21 protein-coding genes are annotated in these 23,654 nt (G+C 52.7%); 3 read left to right on the forward strand and 18 right to left on the reverse strand.

The genetic code is table 11. The annotated features are described in order from the left end of the window. Positions 1 to 66: 66 nt before the first annotated feature. From NSQ80_RS13830 to lspA, 5 genes are all read right to left on the reverse strand, one after another. Positions 67 to 978 carry an aspartate carbamoyltransferase catalytic subunit gene (locus NSQ80_RS13830; RefSeq protein WP_036645636.1) on the reverse strand — a complete coding sequence of 304 codons (912 nt, stop codon included), beginning with the start codon at positions 976 to 978 and terminating at the stop codon, positions 67 to 69. A 1-nt stretch (position 979) separates the two neighbouring features. Further along, positions 980 to 1,525, reverse strand: coding sequence for a bifunctional pyr operon transcriptional regulator/uracil phosphoribosyltransferase PyrR (pyrR, locus tag NSQ80_RS13835; RefSeq protein WP_009225628.1), 546 nt, complete (start codon positions 1,523 to 1,525; stop codon positions 980 to 982). 1,208 nt (positions 1,526 to 2,733) lie between these two features. Next, positions 2,734 to 3,987, reverse strand: a complete 1,254-nt coding sequence (locus NSQ80_RS13840; RefSeq protein WP_316009218.1) for an LL-diaminopimelate aminotransferase — start codon at positions 3,985 to 3,987, stop codon at positions 2,734 to 2,736. Between the two features lie 190 nt (positions 3,988 to 4,177). Next, entirely contained in the window at positions 4,178 to 5,125 is a 948-nt protein-coding gene (locus NSQ80_RS13845; RefSeq protein WP_339299487.1) for an RluA family pseudouridine synthase, read from the reverse strand. Next, a complete protein-coding gene (gene lspA / locus NSQ80_RS13850; protein ID WP_036624676.1) occupies positions 5,122 to 5,616 on the reverse strand; it encodes a signal peptidase II in 495 nt (164 codons plus the stop codon). Before lspA ends, NSQ80_RS13845 begins: the two co-directional genes overlap by 4 nt. Positions 5,617 to 5,826: 210 nt before the next feature. Between lspA and NSQ80_RS13855 the strand changes: the two genes are divergently transcribed. Next, on the forward strand, positions 5,827 to 6,564 hold the full coding sequence (locus NSQ80_RS13855; protein WP_028537953.1) for a TraR/DksA C4-type zinc finger protein: 738 nt from the start codon (positions 5,827 to 5,829) through the stop codon (positions 6,562 to 6,564). On the opposite strand, the gene NSQ80_RS13860 is transcribed toward NSQ80_RS13855, so the two are convergent. Both NSQ80_RS13860 and ileS read right to left on the reverse strand, forming a co-directional pair. Beyond that, a complete protein-coding gene (locus NSQ80_RS13860; RefSeq protein WP_127575417.1) occupies positions 6,551 to 6,922 on the reverse strand; it encodes a DUF5665 domain-containing protein in 372 nt (123 codons plus the stop codon). The genes NSQ80_RS13855 and NSQ80_RS13860 overlap by 14 nt on opposite strands. A 154-nt stretch (positions 6,923 to 7,076) precedes the next feature. Further along, on the reverse strand, positions 7,077 to 10,172 hold the full coding sequence (ileS, locus tag NSQ80_RS13865; RefSeq protein ID WP_260070720.1) for an isoleucine--tRNA ligase: 3,096 nt from the start codon (positions 10,170 to 10,172) through the stop codon (positions 7,077 to 7,079). A gap of 704 nt (positions 10,173 to 10,876) precedes the next feature. On the opposite strand from ileS, the gene NSQ80_RS13870 reads away from it, so the two are divergent. Further along, positions 10,877 to 13,987 (forward strand): family 78 glycoside hydrolase catalytic domain, encoded by a 3,111-nt coding sequence (locus tag NSQ80_RS13870; RefSeq protein WP_339299493.1) that lies wholly within the window; start codon positions 10,877 to 10,879, stop codon positions 13,985 to 13,987. Positions 13,988 to 14,098: 111 nt separating this feature from the next. Continuing rightward, on the forward strand, positions 14,099 to 15,013 hold the full coding sequence (locus NSQ80_RS13875) for an AraC family transcriptional regulator (RefSeq protein WP_339299495.1): 915 nt from the start codon (positions 14,099 to 14,101) through the stop codon (positions 15,011 to 15,013). Between the two features lie 162 nt (positions 15,014 to 15,175). Here the strand turns inward: NSQ80_RS13875 and NSQ80_RS13880 are convergent, their stop codons facing one another. From NSQ80_RS13880 to ftsZ, 11 genes are all read right to left on the reverse strand, one after another. Beyond that, positions 15,176 to 15,682 (reverse strand): DivIVA domain-containing protein, encoded by a 507-nt coding sequence (locus NSQ80_RS13880; RefSeq protein WP_036645630.1) that lies wholly within the window; start codon positions 15,680 to 15,682, stop codon positions 15,176 to 15,178. A gap of 180 nt (positions 15,683 to 15,862) precedes the next feature. Beyond that, complete coding sequence (locus NSQ80_RS13885; RefSeq protein ID WP_339299497.1) at positions 15,863 to 16,645, reverse strand: YlmH/Sll1252 family protein; 783 nt, start codon at positions 16,643 to 16,645, stop codon at positions 15,863 to 15,865. Between the two features lie 2 nt (positions 16,646 to 16,647). Then, positions 16,648 to 16,896: a YggT family protein gene (locus NSQ80_RS13890; RefSeq protein WP_232282316.1), complete on the reverse strand. Its 249-nt coding sequence runs from the start codon at positions 16,894 to 16,896 to the stop codon at positions 16,648 to 16,650. A gap of 35 nt (positions 16,897 to 16,931) precedes the next feature. Continuing rightward, complete coding sequence (locus NSQ80_RS13895; protein WP_009225614.1) at positions 16,932 to 17,381, reverse strand: cell division protein SepF; 450 nt, start codon at positions 17,379 to 17,381, stop codon at positions 16,932 to 16,934. Next, complete coding sequence (locus tag NSQ80_RS13900) at positions 17,381 to 18,073, reverse strand: YggS family pyridoxal phosphate-dependent enzyme (protein ID WP_036645624.1); 693 nt, start codon at positions 18,071 to 18,073, stop codon at positions 17,381 to 17,383. Before NSQ80_RS13900 ends, NSQ80_RS13895 begins: the two co-directional genes overlap by 1 nt. 8 nt (positions 18,074 to 18,081) lie before the next feature. Then, positions 18,082 to 18,918 carry a peptidoglycan editing factor PgeF gene (gene pgeF / locus NSQ80_RS13905; RefSeq protein ID WP_036645622.1) on the reverse strand — a complete coding sequence of 279 codons (837 nt, stop codon included), beginning with the start codon at positions 18,916 to 18,918 and terminating at the stop codon, positions 18,082 to 18,084. Between the two features lie 274 nt (positions 18,919 to 19,192). After that, a complete protein-coding gene (locus NSQ80_RS13910; RefSeq protein ID WP_009225611.1) occupies positions 19,193 to 19,528 on the reverse strand; it encodes a YlmC/YmxH family sporulation protein in 336 nt (111 codons plus the stop codon). Between the two features lie 171 nt (positions 19,529 to 19,699). Continuing rightward, positions 19,700 to 20,482 (reverse strand): RNA polymerase sporulation sigma factor SigG, encoded by a 783-nt coding sequence (gene sigG, locus NSQ80_RS13915; RefSeq protein ID WP_009225610.1) that lies wholly within the window; start codon positions 20,480 to 20,482, stop codon positions 19,700 to 19,702. 152 nt (positions 20,483 to 20,634) lie between these two features. Beyond that, the gene (gene sigE / locus NSQ80_RS13920) at positions 20,635 to 21,357 is read right to left on the reverse strand and encodes an RNA polymerase sporulation sigma factor SigE (RefSeq protein WP_009225609.1); all 723 of its coding nucleotides are present in this window, start codon (positions 21,355 to 21,357) and stop codon (positions 20,635 to 20,637) included. 19 nt (positions 21,358 to 21,376) lie between these two features. After that, entirely contained in the window at positions 21,377 to 22,342 is a 966-nt protein-coding gene (gene spoIIGA, locus NSQ80_RS13925; protein ID WP_339302173.1) for a sigma-E processing peptidase SpoIIGA, read from the reverse strand. A gap of 194 nt (positions 22,343 to 22,536) precedes the next feature. Beyond that, complete coding sequence (gene ftsZ / locus NSQ80_RS13930; RefSeq protein WP_036645617.1) at positions 22,537 to 23,652, reverse strand: cell division protein FtsZ; 1,116 nt, start codon at positions 23,650 to 23,652, stop codon at positions 22,537 to 22,539. Between the last annotated feature and the right edge of the window lie 2 nt (positions 23,653 to 23,654).

The raw sequence follows: 23,654 nt of genomic DNA on the forward strand, positions 1-23,654 counted from the left end.
GAAGTACGATCCGAAAAATAACGTCCATCGCCCGTCGCCTAAGCTTCCAGGCACTCTACCTATTTGCTACAGCAAAGCGCGTTCCAGAACCGCCATGCGGATTGGAACCCCGTTTTGCATCTGCTTGAAGATGCGGGATTGCGGGTGCTCCACCACCGCATCGTCGATCTCAACGCCCCGGTTCACTGGTGCCGGGTGCATGATCAGCGCGTGCGGCGCAAGGCTCGCGGCCCGCTCCTCCGTCAAGCCGTAATGCAGTCGATATTCTTCGGCCGACTTAATCAGCCCGCCAACATGGCGTTCCAGCTGCACTCGCAGCATCATCACCACATCGGCGCAAAGCGCTTCGTCCATCGGAACGTAAGGCGCATACGCGCTGAGCTCCGGTGCTTGCATATTGTCCGGCGCGCACAGCTTCACTTCGGCGCCGAATTTTTGCAGCGCCCACAGATTCGAACGTGCAACCCGGCTATGCTTGATATCCCCGATGATCGATACCTTCAGCCCGCCGAGTTCCCCGAAGTGCTGCCTCATCGTATATAGATCCAGCAGCGCTTGCGTCGGATGCTCATTGTTGCCGTCTCCGGCATTCACCAGCGGTACCGATACCCGCTTCGCCAACTCCTCCAGCACACCGATCGGCTTCAACCGGATCACCCCGGCGTCAATCCCCATCGATTCCAACGTGCGAACCGTGTCGTAAATCGACTCGCCTTTCTCTACGCTGGAGGCGGCTGCCGCGAAGTTCAGCACCTGGGCACCCAGCCGTTTCTCTGCCATCTCAAACGAGAAGCGGGTGCGCGTACTGTTTTCGAAAAACATATTCGCAACAAAGTGCTCCTTCAGCACCGGAATCATCTTCTCTTCCTTGGCATCCCAATAGGCGGCCCGGTCGAGAATCGAGGAAATTTCCGCTGTGCTTAAATCCTTCAGCCCGAGGAGGCTGCGTTCTTTCAGTGCGGTTGCGGTCAGCGCCATCTTAGTTCCCCTCCCGTGCATGCAGGATGCGAACCAGATCGGTGCCGTCATGCTCGGTCAAGAGCACTTCGATTTCTTCCGATCGCGAGGTTGGAACGTTCTTGCCAACGTAATCAGCCCGGATCGGCAACTCCCGGTGTCCCCGGTCGGCGAGCACCGCCAACTGGATCGACTCCGGACGGCCGCAATCCATGATCGCGTCCATGGCAGCCCGAATCGTCCGTCCCGTGTAGAGGACATCGTCGAACAGGATCACTTTCTTGCCTTGAATCGATACCGGGAACGTGGCCTTGGCAGCCCCTTGGGCAGCATCCACTTTGTCGTCGCGATAGTTCGTTACGTCAAGCTCGCCCCATGGAATGGCGGTTCCTTCGATGCTCTCCAAGCGTTCAGCCAGCCGTTTCGCGAGGTAGACCCCTCTTGTTTTGATGCCGGCCAATACACAACCCTCGATGCCTTTGTTACGTTCCAATATTTCATGTGCAATTCTTGTCAGTGCCCTCCGAATCGCGGTTTCGTCCATAATGATATGACTTTCGTTGCTCACAGCTGCGACCTCCTTAGGGATAGGGTCACCTTGCATCGGTCCGTGATAGGCGCATAAAAAAACTCCTTGCCCGATATCCAGGCAAGGAGTCTTCAGCCATAGTTAACCTATGACTATCATGTAGGATTTGGGTATAGAGAACCGACTTAAATAAGCGCAGTTCGCCCATTTCCCCACTCACGTTACCTTGCCAGCCTCACGGGACTGAATTAAAGGTGCTTATGGTTTACATGAATTATGACAGAATGAAAATAGCCTGTCAAGACACCCTGCCTAGTTTGTAACCTCCCGATACTGAGGTTGATTCTTCCCCCGTGTGAAGCCTGCTGTGATGCGGTTGTTAATAATTATACATTCAATGTAATATTTATTCAACAGTTAGTTTTCCCGGCTTATCCTTGATCTGAAGCCGTTTAACCCGTGTGCTCTCCCCGCCAGATCCCTGCATAAATTTCCTAACATGTTGAATATTTAACCGGGATGTTTGGGGAATGGTGGGCAGCAAGATCACTAATAGTGCATGGTACTTGCTGTGTAACGCTGATCAGAAGCGCTATTTGGCGAAAAAGGGGCCCCATGGAAACGTAACGCTTAGGAGAGAGCTTATTTACGATTTTTGAGTACAAATGAGGTGGGTTTAGCCTAAATAAGACTGCTGGTAAGCGTTAAAATGAAAATTTGGCACTTTTCTCCGAAATAAGCATTCTGGCAGGCGTTAGAATAAAAGCGGACTCCGAACCTACACCCTTACCAGTATGTAATCGATTGGTAATAGCCAGTATCTGCAGCATCTCTTGTAGCAAGGCACCCAAACCCATCGTCAGCACCAGCTCAGGCACAGTTTGTTCAGAGAAATATGCTGTAACGCTTACCAGAAGCGCTATTTGGGGAAAAATTCGGGCATTCTGCGGCGTAACGCTTACAGGAGAGCTTATTTGCGATATTTCATCGTAAAAGAGGCTGTTTTTGCCTCAATAAGGCTGCTGGTAAGCGTTAAAAGTAAAACTTTGCGCTTTTCGCACAAATAAGCACTCTAGCAAGCGTTAGAGCACAAGTGGAATCTGCCCCTTCATTCTGACAAGCGTTAGAGCACAAATGGCACATCGGTAGCTGCATGGCAGCAACCGTTGCATAATCAAAAAACGCCCCTTGGGATCAACCCAAGAGGCATCAAAAAAGTCGTGATGGTCAATGTCAATTAATTCTTCTTAGAAAATAAACTTCAAATCGCCAAGGCGACGTTTGATTTCAGAAATGACGCGGCGTTCTTCTTCTTCCCCGTCGGCGATAAACGTCACGGAGAAGCGCACGTAATGGCCGGCATCGTCCCACGGCACCGTCGAAATCAGCTTCTCGCGGATCAAGAACTGTGAGAAGTCTTCCGCCGTTTCAAACGTTGGTCCGCCTTCCACGCCCTTCGGCGCTTCAACATAGAGGAAGAACGAACCCTTCGGCTTCTTCGCCTTAAAGCCCAAGTCATTCAGAGCATTCACCAGCAGCTCGTGGCGGCGCGAATATTTCTCGGCGATGCGCTCCGTGATTTCTGGATGAGCCAGCCCGTAAGCGGCCGCCTTCTGAATGGCGATAAATTGGCCAGAATCGTTGTTGTCCTTCACGTCGCTGAACGCTTTAATGATCAGCGGGTTGCCAGCAACAAACCCAATTCTCCATCCGGTCATGTTGTACGACTTGGACAAGGAGTGCAACTCGACCCCTACGTCCTTTGCTCCCGGTACCGACAAGAAGCTCAGCGGCTTCAAACCGTCATACGTCAATGCAGCATACGGTGCATCGTGTACGATCACGACATGATATTTCTTCGCCCAGTCCACGACTTTGGCAAAAAACTCCTTCGTCGCGCTCGCGCCCGTCGGGTTGTTCGGGTAGTTCAAGTACATCAGCTTGGCCTTACGTGCGACCTCTTCTGGAATCGCGTCCAAATCCGGCAGGAAATCATTCTCCTCCGTCAACGGCACGGTATACACCTCGCCGCCCAAATACTTCGTATGGGTCCCGATAATCGGGTAGCCCGGCACGGTCATAATCGTGATATCTCCAGGATTGATGAAGCAAGAAGGGAGCATAGCGATCGCTGGCTTGGAGCCGATCGAGTGCACTACTTCCGTAACCGGATCGATATCTTCAACGCCAAAAACATCATGAAGATACTTCGCCGCCGCTTCCTTGAACTCGGCGATGCCGTTGTCGGCGTACCCGCGGTTCTCGCGTTTTGCCGCTTCCTCCGCCAGTTTGGCCACAATGCCGGCATCCGCCATATCATCAGGTTCGCCGACGCCCATGTCGATCAGTTCAACATCGGGAAAATCCTTCTTCGCTGCCGCTTTCGCCCGTTTGATTTTCTCGAATTTATAAATAGCGGTATCTTTGCCGTAGTTCGCCCCGCCAATGCGCTCTGCAAATTGTTGTTGAATATAAGTTTCCTGTCCATTCAGCGTACTCATCGTAAACGTCCATCTCCTTCGTATTCATAAAAAAATCCATCCTCAAATGATTCGAACTCGCACTTTAAATATGCAGGAATTCGGCCCATTTAGAGAATGGATTAATCACCTGATCGTTTGTACTTTTTGATCAAGCTGTCTCCTGGAGGTGAACATTCTATAGGTTAAATCACCAAATCTAAGCAATGGCTTAGCGATTTCTCAGCGATTGCAGCACATCTTCCATATCCGCCGGAATCGGTGCACTAAATTCCAAATACCGCCCATCTTCCGGATGCTCAAAACCGAGCACAGCAGCGTGCAGCGCTTGTCCATCCATTTTGATCCCTTTACTGCGTCCATACAGCGGATCTCCCACCAACGGATGGCCGATAAACTTCATATGCACACGGATTTGATGCGTACGTCCCGTTTCCAGCTTGAGCTCAAGCAGCGTATAATCACCAAATCGCTCCACCACATGAAAATGCGTAACCGCATGCTTGCTGTTCCGTTCAATTACTGTATACATCTTGCGATCATGGGGATCGCGGCCAATCGGCGCATCTACTGTGCCTTGGTCATGGCTAACGTTGCCGTGAACCAAAGCATAATATTTCCGCGTCACCGTATGCGCCTTCAGTTGAGCGGCCAGCGAGGCGTGTGCTTTATCATTCTTCGCTGCCATAATGAGGCCTGAGGTGTCCTTATCGATCCGATGCACGATCCCAGGCCGAAGCTCGCCATTGATTCCCGACAGATCCTTGCAGTAAAACATCAAGGCGTTCACCAGCGTGCCGGAAGTATGTCCCGGTGCCGGGTGCACGACCATGCCGCGCGGCTTGTTAACGACGATCACATCGCTGTCTTCATAATAAATATCCAGCGGTATGTCTTCCGGTACAATTTCCGTAGGCTCTGCCTCCGGAATCACCAGTACGATGCGGTCGCCTTCGGCCAGCTTGTAATTGGCTTTCACCGACGCCCCATTTACAACCAAGTTCCCCGCTTCAATCCACAGCTGAATCTGGCTGCGAGAGAACTCTTCGCCCAGCTGCGTTTTTGCAAATTTATCGATTCGCTCTTTCGCGTCAGCCGGTCCGGCCACCCACTCAAGCTTCTCTTCTTCAAAATCCTCTAGCGTTTGATCCAAACTCATACGTTTTCCTCATGCTCCTGTGGTGTTGCGGCTTGCTTCTCCCGGCGAAGCTCCAGCAGCGAATCCAAAATGATCAGTGCCACGCCAATAACGATGCAAGAATCCGCAACGTTAAAAATCGGGAACGTGTACGAACCGAAATTAAACATCAGAAAATCAACGACTTCCCCACTGACGGCACGATCGAGAAAATTGCCGATGGCTCCGCCAAGTACCAGAGACAACGCTACCGGCAGCATTTTGTTGGGTTGATTTTTTATTTTAAGCAAATACCAGATGATCCCAAGCACCACAACCGTAGTCACCACAATAAAAAACCAGCGTTGATCCTGCAAAATGCCAAACGCCGCGCCGCGGTTCCGATGGGAGGTAATCAAGAAAAAGTTGCCGATCACCGGGATTTGTTCCCCGATCGTCATTCCGGTTGCAATCCAATATTTCGTGCCTTGATCCACCAGAAAAACGATTAATGCAATCAAAAAGTATACCACGCGGTCCGTCACCTCGTTTTTCATTTCCCGCTCGCAACAAGCGGCAGGATATTCCTCTTCTAAGCCTTGTATATTGTAGCACAGCCGGAAATGGCCCGTCCATGCGCGAAAGGATTTTCCTTAGGTATTTCGTCATGGTTCTGCACAAAATACCGCTAGGAGAGACGTTACAAATCACCGCTCTAGATGCAGGAAGGAAGGAGCAACCACATGCCGCATTTAACGAAAGCCCAGCTCGCGGAGCTTACCGCGAAACTGCAGGAAACCAAGTCTGCTTTAACCGAGCAATTATCGGACAATGATCATTATGGAATGAATGAATCGATGCGCGATAATACCAATGAGCTGAGCCAGATCGATAATCACCCCGGAGACCTCGGATCCGAAGTCTTCGAACGGGGCAAAGATTTGGCCCTGACCGAGCATCATGAAATGCATCTGGCCCGGGTTGAGGATGCACTTGAACGAATCGAGGATGGCAGCTACGGCTACTGCGCAACGTGCGGCAAGCCGATCAGCTACGAACGGCTCCGCGCCATCCCGGAAACAGCGTATTGTAAAGATCACAGTCCGCAATCGTTCGTATCCGCCAAACGGCCGATCGAGGAAATCTTCTTATCTCCGCCGTTTGGCCGCACGAGCTTGGATGAACGCGAGGATCAGAATGGCTTTGACGGGGAGGATGCTTGGCAAATCGTTGAGAGCTATGGAACCTCGAATTCACCGGCGATGGCCGAGGATCGGGAAATCGATGATTATAACGATATGGAAATCGAAGCCTCCGATGAGCTCGATGGATTTGTGGAGCCTTACGAATCCTTTGTTGCCACAGATATCTATGGCAAGAATGTTTGCTTTTACCGCAACGGCGTTTACCGGAAACATATGAGTGCCACGGAGCATTTGGACAGCGAGGATTCGCTCGGAACCGGACCTAATACGTATTAAGCTCCATCTGTCTTTGCACAATCCGCACGATGTCCGCGATATAATCGCCGATGATCGGTAAGTTCAGTGCCCCCAAGAGCTGCAGGACGTAGATGATCGTTGCCGCAAAAAAAGTAAACCCAATCGCGATTCCCACCCCGCGGGCAATTCCGGACAACAGGCTTAGCCAAACCATGCGCCACGGGCGGTTCAGCAGTTGGATGTACTCGGTGATCCGCGATTTCTCTAACTGCCGGGTCCACTTCAAGGTCAGACGGTATACGGCGTTCATCTGCTCCTCCGGCGTATTCGGCAAAGGTTCTGCAGCCTCAGGTGCCGCAGGTGTCTCTGGTTCAGGCCTCGGTTTTCGACGAATCATGAACAACCCATCCTTTGCTCCCCAGTGTATCCCAAAACACAAACGAGCCCGTCCCCCTATTCGGGAGAGCGCAGGCTCGTTTGCTTCAATTACTAATATTATGACCTTCCTGGAAAAGCTCCATTCAGGCGAATCTGCCATTTCCCCTTAACGGTTAAGCATCAATCGAAATGGCGATCGTTTTACTGCCGAGATCCACCGTTTCTGCCGGGCCTTGCGGCTTGCCGAAGGCGACGTCCGTGATCAAGACGTTCTCACGCAGCACATGTTCAAACGCGGTGATGGCCGCTTTTAATTCATCGTCAACATCCAAGGTGAGGTGTACCCGTTTCTCGATCGGCAGATCGAGCTTCTTACGGGTATCCTGCACCGCGCGGACGACTTCACGCACCCAGCCTTCTTGTTCCAGCTCCGGCGTGATGTCCGTGTTAAGCGCAACGGTTATGCCGTAACCGGAAGCGGAAGCGTAGCCCGGCTTTGCTTGTTTCTCAACGAGCAATTCGTCCGCAGTAACCGTCAGCTCTTCGCCTTCCGGCGAGGTCACGGTAAATTGACCTTGCTCCACGATGGCGCGGGTTTGCTCCGGTGCGAGATTCTTCAGGTAGCCTTGCAGGAAGCCGATGTTTTTGCCGTATTTCTTGCCGGCCACCTTCAGGTTCATCTTCAGCGTGAAATCAACGAACCCGCTGTCGCTCGTTTCGATCTCGATCGCTTTGACGTTGATCTCTTCCTTGATGATGTCTTCGTATTCACTCACCGCAAACTCCCGGTCCATGGAGACGATCAGGCTGGACAACGGCTGACGCGTTTTGATGCCGCTCTCGTTGCGGACGTTGCGGGCCAGCTCAACGATTTGCCGTGCGCTCTCCATGTCTTGTTCCAGCGCCAGATCGATCAGCGATTCATCCGCTTGCGGATAATCGGCCAGGTGGACGCTTTCCCCGCCGCCCAGGTTGGTGAAAATATCCTCGGCGATCAACGGCGCAAACGGAGCGATCACCTTGGAGATCGTGAGCAACACGTGAGTCAGCGTTTGGTAAGCGGACAATTTGTCTTCGTTCAGGCCGCTGCCCCAGAACCGGTCGCGGGAGCGGCGGATATACCAGTTACTGAGCTCATCGATAAACCCTTCGATCGCTTGCGAGGAGTTCACGAAGTCGTTAACCGCCAGGCCTTTGTCTACCACCTGAATCAAGCTGTTCAGACGGGACAGAATCCAGCGGTCCAGCTTATTCTCGGAAGGACGGTAAGCGTGCTCCTCCGGTTTGTAGCCGTCGATGCCGGCGTAGAGCGTCAGGAACGCATGGGTGTTCACCAGCGTATCCACGACTTTGGATTTGGCTTCAGCTACGATGCCTTTGGAGAACCGTTTGCTGTTCCAAGGCGCACTGTCGGACAAGAGTGCCCAACGGAATGCGTCCGTGCCAAACTCGTTGATGATTTCCCAAGGATCGATGACATTGCCTTTGGATTTGGACATCTTCTGCCCGTTTTCGTCCAGCACGTGGCCGGTGGCGATGACGGCTTTGTACGGCGCTTTGCCGGTGAACAAGGTAGACACGGCCAGCAAGCTGTAGAACCAGCCGCGCGTTTGGTCGATCCCTTCGCAGATCATGTCCGCCGGGAATTGCTCCGCGAACGTCTCTTGGTTCTCAAACGGATAATGATGCTGGGCAAACGGCATCGAACCGCTGTCGAACCAAACGTCGATGACTTCGCTCGTCCGTTCCATCACGCCGCCTTCGCAATGCGGGCAATGCACCTTCACTTCGTCGACATATGGCTTATGCAGCTCCAGATCCTCACTGACATGGCCTACTGCATGCTCACGCAGCTCGGCGATGCTGTGCGGTGCGAACTGCCCGCCGCAATCCGGACAAACCCATACGTTCAGCGGAGTACCCCAATAGCGGTTCCGGCTGATGTTCCAGTCGACCAGCTCTTCGAGGAACTTCCCGAAGCGGCCTTCACGGACATGCCCTGGATACCAATCCACAGAATTGTTGTTGGCGATCAGCTGATCCTTCACTGCCGTTGTTTCGATAAACCAGCTCTCCATCGCATAGTAGAGCAGCGGCGATTTACAACGCCAGCAGAACGGATAGCTGTGCTCGTATTTCTCTTTGCTGTACAGCGTTCCTTGCTCGGACAGCATCTTCACGATGTCGAGGTCGCAGTCCTTGACGAAGCGGCCGGCAAAATCAGTCACCACATCCGTATAACGACCTTGGCCGTTCACGACGCTGACGAAGGTGATGCCGTTCTCGCGGCAAGTACGATAGTCGTCTTCCCCGTGAGCCGGTGCCATGTGAACGATCCCTGTACCGCTGGCATCGGTAACAAACGAAGCGCCAACGATCACGTTGATGTTCTCCGCCTTGATATAGGTGAACGGCGGCGTATAGGTTTTGCCTACGAATTCCGAACCTTTATGCGTCGACAATACCGTGTAATCGCCTTTCATGACTTTTTCAACGAGGTTCTTCGCAACGATATATACGCCGTCTTCCTGCTGCACTCTAGCGTATTCCATGTCCGGATTCACAGCCAATGCCACGTGGGACGGCAGCGTCCAAGGCGTGGTCGTCCATGCCAGCACATATTCGCCGGTGTCGTTCAGCTTAAATTTCGCTGTGGCGCTGAGATCCTTCACGTCCTCATATCCTTGCGCCACTTCGTGGGAGCTGAGCGATGTTTGGCAGCAAGGGCAATACGGGCTGACGCGATGACCGCGGTACAGCAAGCCTTTGTCGTGGATCGTTGCCAGGATGTTCCACACGCTTTCGATGTAGCTGTTATTCAGGGTGATGTACGGATCGTCGAGATCCACCCAGTACGCAATCGCTTCGGTAAATTCGCGCCATTGCTTTTCGTAGCCAAACACGCTGTCTTTACATTTTTTCACGAATTCCTCAATGCCGTATTTCTCGATTTCCTGCTTGCCGGAGATGCCAAGCTCCTTCTCCACGCCCAGCTCTACCGGCAATCCGTGCGTATCCCAGCCCGCTTTGCGGACTACGCGATAGCCTTTCATCGTTTGATAGCGGCCAATGAAGTCCTTGATAACGCGGCCCAGCACGTGCCCGATATGCGGCAATCCGTTAGCCGTAGGCGGTCCTTCAAAAAAGACGTAGTTCGGCCGGCCCGCCCGATTTTCGATACTCTTTTTAAACGTATTTTCTCGGCTCCATTTGTCCAGAATCCGCAGGTCGCGCGCCCGCGCATTTTCTTTGACGTCAACCTTCTTCATGTTTCTCTTCCTTTCTTTAATCAGCCTGAAAAATAACAAAGCCCCGTCCCTAGAAGGGACGAGGCATTAGCTCGCGTTACCACCCTTGTTTCATGCGCTTGGCTCGCAGCCGCCCGTAAGGACGAGACCACAAATAGGCATGACACCTTGATCCCATACGCTTCATATGGGGTCGGTATAACGGCCGACAGCCGGCAAAGCTTACTACATCGGATTTTGATCACGAAGCAGATCAAGTAGCTAATTCGACATCGAATCTTGAATTCAGCCGAGTCTTCCGTTGCTCACGTAGGTCTTCCTACGCTCCGCTACTCAGCCTCTAGCTTCATCCAACCTTCTCGGTGCTGAAAATCCGATTTAGAAGAGTTCAGCCTTGCTTCTCCGGGAGGATCTTCCGTCCGTGCATTGAACGTTGGCTTTCAGCAGGATGCCAACTCTCTGGGGAACAAACATCACGGCGTACTGGTCCCATCATCGAATGATTCGTTATGCAAGTACAATATGTAAATAGTTATATCGTATTTGCCTTCCTCATGTCAACATCCTGCCCTCAACCTGGGTTTCCGCCCTGAAGACAAGTCATGATTGCCCTGGAAATGTCCGTTCTCCCCCTCCATTGTACATTTTCCCCCTCCTCTGTTCCTTCGATGCCTCTTTTATAATGAAAGGGATTACAATTCATGTGAGAAGGAGCGAGCATACCGATGGAGACCCTCTGGCAAGGAAAATGGATCTGGCATTCCGGTGAATCCAGCCCGCGCAACGAGTGGCGTTGTTTCCGCAAAACATTTGCGTGGACTGCAGCCCATAGCGGGCGAGCCGCGATCAAACTTACGGCGGACTCCAGATACGTACTGTACGTAAACGGGCAGCGGATTGGGCAAGGCCCTCCGCGCTCCTGGCCGTTTCGGCTGGCTTATGACGAATACGACATCGGCCATTTGCTGAGACCGGGACAAACGAACGTCATCGCCATCATGGTGATGCATTTTGGGATCAGCAACTTCTATTATTTACGGGGACGCGGCGGATTGCTGGCCCAGTTGGAGCTTGGTGACAGCTCTCCAGCCCAATTAACAGACATACCCACTCCAGCCGCTAACTCCTCTAGGCCGCAAATCCTAGCAGCAACAGACGATACGTGGTTAACCGCTGTCCATTCAGGCCATGGCCGGCGTTCCCCGCGAATGTCCTGTCAGCATGCTTTTGCCGAGAAAATCGACGCCCGGCTGTGGGACGACAACTGGATCCAACCGGATTACCAGCCCGGTCCCGAGTGGCAACCGGCCACGGTGATCGGTCCGGCGGGCTGCGAGCCTTGGGGAATGCCGGTGCCGAGGGACATTCCTTATTTGACGGAGGAACCCGTATATCCCCGGCGCATTGAACGCCTGAGCAAGGTTAAGCCCGTTCAATATACGGCGGCCATCGACCTGCGCAATCAATTTTTTCAAGAGAGCACCGATACGGCGAACCCGGCCGAATTCCTTGGATTCCTCGCTACCGTTGTTCGCTGTCATCAGAAATGCACGGTTACGCTGGGGCTCATCGATGTTGGCGGGACTTTTCGGGGCTGCAGCCTGGACGGGGTTTGGTACGATGAGAAGTCACTGACGGGTGAAGCCCCCGAACGCTTCCTCCGCCTTGAGCTTGAGCCGGGAGAGCATTTTTTGCTGATCGATGTCAGCGGAGGGACGCACGGAGGCGGGCATCATTTTGCGGTGGATGCGGAGGTGCCGCTGGAGTTCTTATCGCCTCTCTCGTTCATTCAGGCAAACCCAAACGCTCAAGAAGGCGATTCGTCCGCATTTGTAACCCTCGGCCCCTTCGACGGCGGAATCCGTTACGACCATAAACCGAGTCCTCCGATGAATCAAGCGCATCCCGATTATTTGCGGGCCCGAGGGATTGCTGATGCAGCAGGTCTTGTGCCGTTTGCGAATTGGCTCCGTCCTGTGCCCAAAGCGCTGGTCAGCGAGGAGGATGTCTTTATCCTCTCCGTGTGGAAAAGGCATGAAGCTCCCCTGTCCATTCCAAATACGCTGCAACAAGCGGTGATTCCTAGCCTCGAGCTGGCAGAGGTCCCCTGGTATCCCGACGCGGATACCGAATTCGTGATCGACTTTGGCAAAGAGCTGTCGGGTTATTTAGAGTTCGAAGTCGAAGCACCGGAGGGAGCGATCCTCGATTTTTACGGATTCGAGTTTATGCATGAAGGTCGACGCCAGGATACCTATGGATTGGACCATACGCTTCGTTACATCTGTGCCGGGGGACGACATCGGTATACGTCTCCGGTGCGACGAGGTCTGCGTTACTGTCAGGTTACCGTACGAAACGCAGCGGTTCCTGTGCGCCTCCGGTACATTCGAATGCTGCAAAGCAATTATCCGATTGCCGAGATCGGGCAGTTCCAGTCATCGGATCCACGCCTAAATGACATTTGGCAAATCAGTCAACATACGACCCGGCTGTGCATGGAGGATACCTTCGTTGATTGTCCGATGTACGAGCAGACCTTCTGGGTTGGTGATGCCCGGAATGAAGCGCTGATCAACTATTATTTATTTGGGGCAGACCGGATCGTCGAACGTTGTCTTCGGTTGGTTCCCGGCTCCAAGTTTCAGACTCCGTTTTACGCCGACCAGGTTCCCAGCGGATGGAACAGCGTCATCCCGAACTGGACGTTCTTCTGGATTATCGCCTGCTTGGAACTGTATCGCTATAATGGGGACAAATCCTTTGCTGCGGATATTTTCCCCCACATCGAATACACCCTCAAGCATTATTTAGAGCGGCTGGATGAGCGGGGATTGCTATGGATCCGCAGCTGGAACCTGCTCGATTGGGCTCCGCTGGACCAGCCGAACGACGGCATCGTTTCGCACCAGAACATGTTCCTAGTGAAAGCGCTGATGTCCACCGCCGCTTTGGCCTCGGCCCTGGGCAATGACGAAGCCAAAGTGTTCTATACGGATCAGGCGAACCGCTTGGCGGCCACCATCAACAAGCATTTATGGTCGGAAGAACATCAAGCTTATCTCGATTGCATCCATACGGACGGGCGGCGCTCTGACATCTTCAGCATTCAAACGCAAGTCGTGGCCCTGCTGTGCGGCATTCCTGAACAGGCTAAGGACGAGAGCGTTCCGTTAAAAGAAGACCAAGGCTCCAACTCTGCAGCCGCTCATACAGTTGAAGCATCGCTCGCGGAGCGCCGGCTTGCTTCCGTTGAAAGACATATTCTGCATCCGCCCAGCTCCTTCGTGCAAATCGGCAGCCCGTTTATGTCCTTCTTCTATTACGAGGCACTCGCTAAGCTTGGCAAATGGGATGTGATGCTCGAGGATATGCGTGGCGGTTATGGGCAAATGATCGATTGGGGAGCAACAACCTGCTGGGAGATGTATCCAAACTTCACGGAAAACCGAGCAAAAGCCGACCTTCTGACCCGGAGTCATTGCCATGCCTGGTCTGCAGGTCCCGCTTATTTCCTAGGCGCTTACGTCCTCGGCGTACGCAGCCTGGAGCCCGGGTGGAGCCGGGTGCTCGTGGCACCACAGCCTTGCGGCGGATTGACCTGGGCGCGCGGCACCGTTCCCGTTCCGGGTAGCGGCAGAATCGATGTCTCCTGGCGTCTGGAATCCCCGGCAGCCGTTGCAGCGGAGGAAGGTCAAGCGCAACCCGGCCTGCCCCGGATGCATTTGCGGATCGTTTCCCCAGAGGACATCGATATCGAGGTTCAATCCCCAAGCGAGGTTGAAGTCGTGATTGAGCATATTCGTGTGGCTTCCGGTTCCAGTCCTTCAGTATAGGCAACGTAGTATCTTGCATCTTGCCTCTTCCCCGGCTTAGCGCATTCGAAATTGACCCTTGCCGAGGCTGACCCTATAATAGGGGCAACTGCAGCGAAGGAGGGATCACGGTTGTCTTTATACCGAGGGGAGAAGGTACTGGATGGGGCTGAATTTTTTACGGATTCCTTACCTTTTTACTTTAACCGGGTCGAGGAAACATTTGATCTGCAGATGCATAGCCATCGTTTCGTGGAGATTGTGCTTGTGGATGAAGGAGAAGGGTTTCATTTTATCGATGAGGACGTTGTGCGCGTCACCAAAAACGATGTGTTTCTGCTCCCCGCCGGAACGAGGCATGTGTTTCGCCCCGGACATGCGGGATCTCGCCGTCCGCTGATCGTATACAACTGCTTATATGAGCCGGGCAAGCTGCTATCTTGCCTGGAACACCTGCCCGGCTTTCACGAGTTAATCCGCTCCAGGCCGTATTTGTTCGAGGGAGCTGCGCCCCCCTCTCCGGGATGGCTGCACTTGAGAGATGGAGGAAGTCCGTGGAATATCTGGTTTCGGGGCGCCTACCGTGAGTTTACAGAACGAAAGCCGGGCTATCTCCTTCAACTGTACGGCCGGTTTATCGAGCTGGCCGTCATGCTGGAACGTCATCTGGAGCGCCTTGGGTCCAGCTCTGCCGCGGAACCGGAAAATCGGATGATGGAGGAAGTCCTGCGCCGGATCGATACGGACTACGCTTCACGATTGTCTGCCCGGAGTTTTGCTGCAGCAACCCATCTCAGCGAACGCCATTTTCATCGATTGTTCCGGCAATACGCCGGTTGTACCTTTCACGATTATGTCCGGAACAAAAGAATGGAGAGAAGCCGCGAGCTGCTGGCCTCCACCCGGCTCCCTGTGATGGAGATTATGAGGAGTGTGGGTTACGCAGATAAGAAGCATTTTCTGTCCCTCTTTAAGCAATCGACCGGCGTCTCACCCACCGAATACCGACGGCAAGCCAGCCTGAATCATCCTCTTGAAGGCAAATAAGAAAAACGCCTATCGACGTACATTCAAAGTAGACAGACCGCGTTTAGCGGAAGTTTTTCTTGCGATATCAGGATGCCAATGCCCCGAAGTTTATACTTTCTGATATCTTAAAAAAACGCCATTTGGCGCTCCCTCATGGAAGCCAAATGGCGTTTGTTGTGATTAGTACAATTCCTGTACTTCTTGACCTTTCTCAGGGACACGTTCGCGGCTCTCCAGCGTATCCCAGGTTTCGCTGCTAAGCAAATCCAACTGGGCTTCCACCAGCGTACGGAAACGAGCGCGGTAAATGGAAGCCTGCTTCTTGAGCTCTTCCACTTCCATCGCGATTTTGCGCGATTTGGCCAGCGATTCGTTGACGATCCGGTCGGCATTCTTCTCCGCTTCCTTCACGATCAACTGGGCTTCCTTCTTCGCGTTGTTCTTCACTTCATCGGCCGCTTCCTGTGCAACGATAATGGTCTTGCTAAGAGTTTCCTCGATATTCGCGAAATGATCCAATTTCTCTTGCAAAGTCAACAGTTGGTTATGAAGCTCCTTGTTCTCCCGGATCACGATCTCATAGTCTTTAATGACTTGGTCGAGAAACTCGTTAACTTCATCTTCGTCATAACCGCGCAAACGTCTGGAAAACTCTTTGTTATGTATATCCAGCGGCGTTAATGGCATGATCCTCACCTCCTAGAAATTTCGAAACTCCCCGTGAAGCGATAGTTCCATCAGGTAATGGTCCCGTTGTTGAACTCGCACCTCAGCGGGAAGACGTGTCCAATTCAATCACGAGATACATTCAAGAACCAGTTCGAACTATCATATTCGACAAGAATCCACCATCTCCTGCAAAACGCCTTATACAAATTTACCGATTTTGACACGATGTCTGCCTTTCTTGGTCAGACCGCCTGCTTCCAGCACCTTAAACCGCCCGAAGCCCTGCAGTGCGACGACATCGCCAACCTTCAACGGTGTGGAGGGGTCCTCCTCCGTTCTCCAGTTCACTCGGCAGCGGCCGGCTTTGATCGGAAGCAGCACTTTGTTGCGGCTTAAGCGAAATACATCGCTGGCGATCCCATCCAGCCGCAATGAAGCCACCGTTAGCTCCATCGGTTCCAGCTCTTTCTCCATCGTCCGCAGTTCGCTGAGGTTCAGCACATCGGTCATGACGTTGACGCGATGCACTTGATGGAGGTTCATTTGCAGAAACGGCGCAATCTCTTCCGCAACGATGACGTGACATCCGTCCTCGCGAACATGGATGTCGCCGATTTTATCGCGTTTGAGTCCTAATCCCAAAATCGCCCCTAAATAATCGCCATGCTGCAGGGTGAGAAATTTCTGGTCTCCTGAGGTGATATCGAGCACTTTCAGTCCCATCGGCTCTTGGCCTAGATCCCAGTAATCCGGAGCAATTAATGCCCGCCGCCGTTCCGCGCCTTCATAACCGCCGTCCAGCCGAATTTGCGTGTCTGGATGACGATTCGCCAGGGTCTCCAGAATATAACACTGCCGCGGATCCAAGAAGTCGCTGAGCTTGACCTCATGATAATCCCCGGCATTCACGACCCATTCCCAGGCTCGGTCGACAAACGGCCGTTCCTCCGGTTTAAAATGCTCATAAATATCGGCTTTCATCATTAGTACCCAAAGATATAGTGGAGAACACTACTTAATCCGAAGAAAGCCAATCGGAGGACAAACAAGGCAATAATCGGGGAGATGTCGATCATCCCCATGATCGGTGGAATAAACCGCCGGAAAGGAGCCAAATAAGGTTCAACCAGCTTGCCGAGCAGCTCGCCGATAAAGCTATCGCGGGCGTTAGGCACCCATGACATCAAAATGTAAACCAGGATCATATAAAAATAAATGTTGTATAGCAACATCACGATGGAATCAATATAGCCTGCCAAAGCTGTCATCACCTCATTCTGTTATAATCGGAATCCTCCGTTAAAATCTCTGTAATGGATCCCTGAATCTCGACGGTATCCGGCGTGCAGAGAAAAATATTCGATCCAATTTTGGATATGCTTCCGCTAAGCGCATAAATCGTTCCGCTTAAGAAATCGATAATGCGCATAGCTTGATCATTGCGAACCCGCTGCAAATTGATGACGACCGATCGATGGGAACGAAGATGGTCTGCGATTTCCTGCGCTTCTTCATAGGAGCGAGGTTCATAGAGGATCACCTTGACATTCTTCTGGGAGTGAATGCTGACCACGTTGCTTCCTCTCTGATTTTTACGGGATTCAAAGCTTGGGGTTTCAATTTCCGTGTCTTCTTGACCAGAAAACCGTTCGCGCTCCACAATCTCTTCTTCTTCCTGCAAGCCCAGAAAGTTCATGAACCGGTTCATTACTCCCATTACGACAATTCCCCTTTCCCCACTAACAGCGTTCCGAGGCGAACCCATGTCGCCCCTTCCTCAATCGCCACTTCAAAATCTCCCGACATGCCCATCGACAATTCCGTCAACGGCTCCGCCGTCACCGATTGAGCGTTCAGTTGATCACGCAGCTCGCGCAGCTTGCGGAAGACTGGTCTTGTCCGCTCTGCATCCTCCTCGATGGGAGCCATGGTCATGAGACCCACCACGCGGACATGCTTCAAATCAGCGATTTCCTTCAAAAAATCAGCAGCGGCCTCGGGTGCAATCCCTTGCTTGGACGCCTCGCCGGAGACGTTCACCTGCAAAAATGCGGTAACGCTCGTTCCCATCGCAGAGGCTCGTTTCTCCAATTCACGGGCCAGCGACAGCCGGTCCAACGAATGAATATATTGAAATCTTCCAATGACGTCCTTGACCTTATTGCTCTGCAGGTGGCCGATAAAATGCCAGGTCCCTTGCCCTCCGAGCGCTTCCCATTTCGGAACGGCGATTTGCGGGCGATTCTCGCCGATATGCACGATTCCTGCCTCCAGCACTTCGCGCGTAGCTTCAACCGATACATATTTGGTTACGGCGACGACATGGACCTCCTCGCGCTTCCTGCCGCTTCGCTCGCAGGCTGCCTTAATCTGCTCTTCCACGTGCTGTATCCGTTCCTTCAGCGACACGGGAAGGATCACCTCTCTTTTATGCCAATCCAGCTTGCCATTCTCCCTGTAACGCCATTTTGCGCCCGGTAAGAGTAAAAATACTCCGGATGACAGCTTGTACACCACGTTGTACATTCGATATGAGTCGGCAATATTCCTGCTTTAATCATAATGATTCGATTCATTTCTTTCAAGTTCAGCATTGTTTTTCCTGCACGGGGAGATGCGGAAGCATAATGCTGCTCCTCGCCTGGTAGGGCCTCACGAACCTTCTCCATCACCACTTCGTCCACCTCATAGCAGCATTCCCCAATGCTGGGGCCAATCGCCGCCCGGATCTCGCTGCGCTGGCTGCCGAACTCGCGCTCCATCGTTTGGATCATTTCCGCAGCGATCAGACGGACGGTGCCTTTCCAGCCGGCGTGGGCCAAGCCAACGACGCCTCTCACGGGATCAGCGAAATAAAGGGGAACACAATCGGCATAAAACGAGGTGAGCAGCACGCCCGGCACGTTCGTCACCAGCCCGTCCGTTTCCTGGAAAGCGCTGCTGCGGTCCAGGTATCCTTTGCCGCGATCTTCGGCACGAACCACGGCGACGGCGTTGGCGTGAACCTGCTCCCCGCAGGTCCATGCCTCAGGGGCAAACCCCAACGCTTCAGCTAACCGGCGCCGGTTCTCAAGCACGTGCTGAGGATCATCGCCAACGTGGAGAGCCAAATTTAAGGCATCATACGGCGGTTCGCTGACTCCGCCTGACCGTCCGGTAAATCCGGCGCTGATTCCCGGAAAAATATTCGCCCACGGAGCCAGCTCGAGCCGTTCCGGTTGTTGGTCTTTAGCATTCCTTACAAACGGTTCCATCATCCATCTCCTTATAGGAATTAAAATTTAACGGACCTAAACGACCTTATTTATCAAAAAAGCCGCCTAATTTTTTTGTAACGGACCGGAGAGTCGTTATTAGCTTGAAATCGCAGGAAATCATGCCCAGTTCAGCCGAATAAGGTCTTTAGGGTCCGCTACATTTTGTTTCCGGCAGAAATCGCCAGAATAACGTCTCTGAGGTCCGTTATAATTCAAGACACTGTATTTCCTTCAAGTCTACCACAAATCGGCACTACACCGCTTGTGGATTCTAGCTCCGCCGTTCCGCCCGTCCGTCTCGGTCGATATACACCGTCGTATCGTAGGTCGTCTGTGTTCTTGGTTCTCGGAGTTCCTCCATTTTAACTAACACGACATCAGATCCGATTTTCACGATATTTTTCCATGGGATGATCAGATCGCTCCCTCCGCCAAACAACCCCATAAATTTAGCCCCGACAGGCACAACAATCGCCTCAATAACCCCCTGCCTCAAGTCCAGTTCCAGGTCGCTGATATGCCCGAGCCGTTTCCCGTCCACGACGTTGATGACGTCCTTCGTCTGAAAATCGGATATTTTCATACTCGCCCTTACCACATTGTCCATGGTTCTACCGCCCCCGTCCCGTCTAATTACTCCGTCCCTTTACTATATGAGCGCGGGATTCGGAGCATGCGCCTTGGCCACAGGAAAAGAGACGTCCAAACAACACACAAAAAAACTCCGTAGCGAAATCGGCAGGAGCCCAAATAAAAAAGGTCCCCGCAGGGACCGGATTTACGACTTCACATGCTTCTGCATTTGTAAAATAGCGGATTTCTCGAGCCTGGACACTTGGGCTTGGGAGATCCCGATCTCATCGGCGACCTCCATTTGCGTTTTGCCTTCAAAGAAACGCATGGACAAGATCATCTTCTCACGGTTGCCCAACCGCTGCATCGCTTCGCGTAAGGCGATTTCCTCGATCCAGGATACGTCCTTGTTCTTGTCATCGCTGATTTGGTCCATCACGTAGATGGGATCCCCGCCGTCATGGTAGATCGGCTCGAACAAGGAAACCGGGTCCTGGATGGCGTCGAGGGCAAAGACGACGTCCTCCTTCGGTAAGCCCAAAGCCTCAGAGATTTCAAAAATCGTAGGTTCACGGGAGTTCTGATTGGTCAGGTTGTCCCGCATTTGAAGCGCCTTGTAGGCGATATCTCGCAAGCTTCGGGAGACGCGGATCGGGTTGTTGTCCCGCAGGTAACGCCGAATTTCCCCAATGATCATCGGCACAGCGTAAGTGGAGAATTTGACGTTCTGCGATAAATCGAAATTATCGATGGCTTTCATGAGTCCGATGCAGCCAACCTGGAATAGGTCGTCCACATACTCCCCCCGATTGTTGAACCGCTGGATGACGCTCAGCACGAGTCTCAGATTGCCATTTACTAACTTTTCTCTGGCTGATCTTACGTGGTCCTGCTGCAACGAGTGGAACAATTCACGCATTTCCGCATTGGTTAGAACGGGCAATTTTGCGGTATCGACACCGCAAATTTCGACTTTGTTTCGGGTCATCGTGTCTTACCTCCCAAGGAGAAACTAATGAACAGTATCTCCCGGGACTGCATTTTTATTCCGCCGTCATCTTCCAGGTCGAAGCGAAAACACTTAAGTCGACTTCTGTCGAAATAATTGGAAATTGGGAAAATTGCGCTTCCATCAGGCCATTACACCATCTTGTTAAATTCCTTGCGCAGCCGTTTAATGATCCGTTTCTCCAGACGCGAGATGTACGATTGCGAAATCCCCAGCAGGTCAGCTACATCCTTCTGTGTCTTCTCATCGCCGTCAACGAGCCCGAACCGAAGCTCCATAATCATCCGTTCGCGCTCGGTTAATTTATCCAGCGCTTTGTGCAGCAGCTTGCGGTCGACCTGCTCCTCGATGTTACGATAGATTGTATCGTTCTCCGTGCCGAGCACGTCGGAGAGAAGCAGCTCGTTGCCGTCCCAATCGATGTTCAGCGGCTCATCAAAGCTGACCTCGGTGCGGATTTTGCTGTTCCGACGCAGGTACATCAGAATTTCGTTTTCAATACAACGGGATGCGTAGGTCGCCAGCTTGATCTTTTTCTCCGGGTCAAACGTGTTGACCGCTTTAATCAAGCCAATCGCGCCGATGGACACCAGATCCTCGATATTAATTCCCGTGTTCTCGAACTTTCTAGCGATATATACGACCAGCCTCAGGTTGCGCTCGATCAGCATCGCCCGGATGGCGGAGTCGCCGCTGGGCAGCCGCTGCAGCAAGTATTCCTCCTCTTCGCGCGTTAATGGCGGAGGGAGCGCTTCGCTGCCGCCGATATAATAGATTTCTTCACTCTTTAATCCAAAAAGAAACAGCAGCCGGTAATACTGCAGCTGCAGCATCATTTTCCACTTTACATGCATCGCTTTGTATCCTCCTAAGTTACGTTCCCGTTTTACTGATGGTGTCCATGCTTTCATTCGCCTCTGCTGTCTCTACCAGTGCGGGATGAATAATCGCTTGGTAAGTGCCTTCCGTCGATAACCGCCCTCCATCCAAGCCGATCAGCACCCGGGACGTCCGGTGTTCCTGGCCTTCCAGACGGACCGTTACCTCGTCAGGCTTCAGCGCCAGCATGAACTGGGTTCCTTTGTTGATCCCGCGATACGGAACCAAACGCAGCCGCTCCGGCCATGGAAAATCCCCCGCTTCCGTCAGCTCCAAGATGAGGTTGTCCGCACGCTCGTCAGCCAGCTTTCCCCGATACGACGGGGGGAGAACCCGCTCCCAAAGCGCAGCTTCCATCACCGTCACCGGCAGCCGGCTCAGGGGATCGGATAACTGGTTGCCCGTATCGATCAACCCCGTGCACGTAATCACCGTATCGCCAACACGCACCTCCAACTCGGCCAAGAACGAGCGAATCCGCTCCTGACGCTGACGTGCATCGATCACCCGCTTAAACCAATACAAGACGGCAAAGAAGCATACCAGAATAAACAACGCTCCGATTTTCAAGGAAAACGAAAGCCCGCCGGAAGCCGAATACCATATCCCGCTCCAGATTTCTCCGGAGTCTTGCAGCAAATAATGTACACCTAGAATCCCGCCGGCCGCTGCAAAATTGACGATATAAAAAGCTCCCATATTCCGTAAGTAGTTTTGTAAACTTCCAAATCCGAACGCAACCCACAGCATCACGACAGAGAATAGAAATTTCACCAGAAACGTGTACAGAAATGAGAGCTCCGGCAAAAACATCATGACGACGTACATCGCCCCAACCACCGCCGACAAGGCCAGCCGCCAGAGAACGACTTTTTGCTTCCGCATCCAAGCCGTGACCAGGAGCAAGCTTGCATCGATCAATAGGTTCATCAAAAATATGAGATCGATATAGACAACCAACGGCATTCACCTGCCTGGGTAGATGGTTATCAGTATAAAGAGAACGAGCGATAAAGTCTGTCTAAAATTGAAAGTAGAATGCCACTATTTTTGTCGACATCGCTGAAGAGATTCGCAGGACTGGAGGAGAGAAAAAAAGACCTTGGCCCATACTCGGGTCAAGGTCTCGGGGAAGACGTTTAATAGCTCCTAACCTATTCGTTGTTGTTCCGCGAACGGTTACGAAGAAACGTCGGAATATCCAGTTGGTCGCCGCTAGGCTGGTTGCCGAACGGTCTCAGCGTGGAGGTCGATCGGGTTTCCTGCGGCTCCGGAGCACCAGGGGCAGACACTGCCGGCTTGCGGCTAGGCATCGGCTTGTTCTCGAACCCCGTGGCGATCACGGTAACTTTGATCTCTTCTTTCATATTCTCATCGATGATTGCACCGAAAATCATGTTCACTTCTGGGTCAGAAGCGGCAATCACGATCTCTGCTGCTTCATTAACTTCATACAACGACAGGTTGGCCCCGCCGGTAATGTTCATAATGACGCCGCGTGCCCCTTCGATTGAAGTCTCCAAGAGCGGACTCATGATTGCTTTGCGTGCAGCTTCGGCAGCACGGTTCTCACCGGTTGCAAGACCAATACCCATCAGAGCGGATCCGCGCTCAGTCATGATCGTCTTCACGTCGGCAAAGTCGAGGTTGATCAGACCCGGCACGGCAATCAAGTCAGAAATGCCTTGCACGGCTTGACGCAGGACGTTGTCCGCTTCGCGGAACGCTTCCAGCATCGGCGTCTTCTTATCCACAATCTCAAGCAAGCGATCGTTCGGAATGACGATCAGCGTGTCTACCTTTTCCTTCAATGCTTCAATGCCCATCTCCGCTTGCGTGGAGCGCTTGCGGCCTTCAAACGTAAACGGACGGGTCACGACGCCAACCGTCAACGCGCCGCATTCTCTGGCGATCTCGGCGATAACCGGCGCTGCACCAGTTCCCGTACCGCCGCCCATACCGGCAGTAACAAACACCATGTCGGCGCCTTTCAACGTATTGGCAATCAAATCGCGGGATTCCTCTGCCGCTTTCTTACCCACCTCCGGATTGGCTCCGGCGCCGAGACCGCGGGTCAGCTTGTCCCCGATTTGCAATTTATGTTCGGACTTGGCCAAATGCAGCGCTTGAGCGTCCGTGTTGACCGTAATAAATTCCACGCCCTGCACGCCGTTCTCGATCATTCGGTTAACCGCGTTGCTTCCGCCGCCGCCAACCCCGATCACCTTGATTTGTGCCAAGCTCTCCATTTCGAAATCAAATTCCAACATAC

The sequence above is a fragment of the Paenibacillus sp. FSL K6-2441 genome (genome assembly GCF_037964765.1).
GTDB lineage: Bacteria > Bacillota > Bacilli > Paenibacillales > Paenibacillaceae > Fontibacillus > Fontibacillus phoenicis.